Source organism: Streptomyces sp. NPDC059456, assembly GCF_042750055.1.
Taxonomy (GTDB): domain Bacteria; phylum Actinomycetota; class Actinomycetes; order Streptomycetales; family Streptomycetaceae; genus Streptomyces.
Genome location: NZ_JBHYVA010001057.1, coordinates 1 through 1,774, shown reverse-complemented (window position 1 = coordinate 1,774; position 1,774 = coordinate 1). Strand labels below are relative to the sequence as shown.

Genomic DNA, 1,774 nt, shown 5'->3' with positions numbered 1-1,774 from the left:
GCGCGGCGGCGCGGGGGGGGGGGGGGTGGGGGCCCCCCCCCCGCCCCCGCGCGCGCGCGCGCCCGCGCGCCCCCACCCCCCCGGGGGGGGGCCCCCCCCCCCCCCCCCCCCCGTCGCGTTCTCCTCCGGTACGGGACTCAGTGCGCGGGCAGCGGCTCCGCGCACCCCTCGGCCGCGGCGGCCCGCCGGGCCCCGAAGTGGTTGAAGGCCAGGTTGAGCACGATGGCCACCACGCAGCCGGTGCTGATCCCGGAGTCCAGGACGACCAGCAGGTCCTTCGGGAAGGCGTGGTAGAAGTCCGGCGCCGCGATCGGGATCAGGCCGATGCCGACCGAGGCGGCGACGATCAGGGCGTTCTCGCCCTTCTCCATGGCCGCGCCCGCCAGGGTCTGGATGCCGCTGGCCGCCACCGAGCCGAACAGCACGATGCCGGCGCCGCCGAGGACCGGCAGCGGGACCACGCCGATGACGGAGGCGGCCATCGGGCAGAGGCCGAGCAGGATCAGGATGCCGCCGCCCGCGGCGACGACGAACCGGCTGCGGACCTTCGTCATCGCCACGAGCCCGATGTTCTGTGCGAAGGCGCTGCACATGAACCCGTTGAACAGCGGGCTGAGCGCGCTGCCGAGGGTGTCGGCGCGCAGTCCGCCCTCGATGGTCCTCGCGTCGGCCGGCTGGCCGACGATCTTGCCGAGGGCCAGGATGTCGGCGGTGGACTCGGTCATGCAGACGAGCATGACGATGCACATGGAGACGATGGCTGCGGTCTGGAACTGCGGGGCGCCGAAGTGGAAGGGCGTCGGGAAGCCCACCAGGGAGGCGTTCTTGACGGTGTCGAAGCTGGTCATGCCGAGCGGCAGGGCGATCAGCGTGCCCGCCACCAGGCCGAGCAGGATGGAGATCTGCTGGAGGAAGCCGCGCAGGAACTTGCGCATCACCAGCACGATGACGAGGGTGACGGCGGCCATGCCGATGTTCTTCATCGAGCCGTAGTCGGCGGCGGTGCGGTTGCCGCCCTGTGACCAGTTGAAGGCCACCGGCAGCAGGGAGACGCCGATCAGGGTGATGACCGTACCGGTGACCACGGGCGGGAAGAAGCGGACGAGTCTGCCGAAGTAGGGGGCGGCGAAGAAGCCGATGACCCCGGCGACGATGATCGCGCCGAAGATGACGGGGATGGCGTGGTCCCCCTCCCCCTTGCCGATCGCGATCATCGGGGTCACGCCGGCGAAGGAAACGCCGTTGACGAAGGGGAGTTTGGCGCCGATCTTCCAGAACCCGAGGGTCTGGAGGAGGGTGGCGAGGCCGGCGGTGAAGAGCGAGGCACCCATCAGGAACGCGGTCTCCGTGGCGGAGAGTCCGACGGCCGGGCCGACGATCATGGGCGGGGCCACGACACCCGCGTACATGGCGGCCACGTGCTGGAGACCGCTCGTGAACATTTTCAGCGGAGGCAGGGTCTCGTCGACCGGGTGCTTCTCCACCGGTATTGCGACTGCGTCTTTGCGAAACCTGGGCGTTGCTGCCACGGCTTCCTCCGGTCGGTTAGACACGTCGGCGGGGACGTGGGTTTCTTGGAGGTGGTGCGAAAGCTGTGCGAGTCGAGCCTGTGTGTGCAGGTGTGGGGTGCCGTGGTCCACGGCATGCGGAAACGATTCGCCCGAGTCGGTTCCACAGAAGGGGAAAAGCAGCGGTGGCACGAGTCACCGCCCCGGAGGGCGCCCTCGGATATCCCTCGGGCGGGGCCCCGGGACCGCCGCCGCGGCCCCCCCCC

General features: G+C 70.9%; 1 protein-coding gene. It reads right to left on the bottom strand.

Annotated elements, in window-relative coordinates; all coding sequences use genetic code 11:
• Positions 1 to 137: 137 nt before the first annotated feature.
• Positions 138 to 1,529, bottom strand: coding sequence for a nucleobase:cation symporter-2 family protein (locus ACFXA3_RS42105; protein ID WP_385196743.1), 1,392 nt, complete (start codon positions 1,527 to 1,529; stop codon positions 138 to 140).
• Between the last annotated feature and the right edge of the window lie 245 nt (positions 1,530 to 1,774).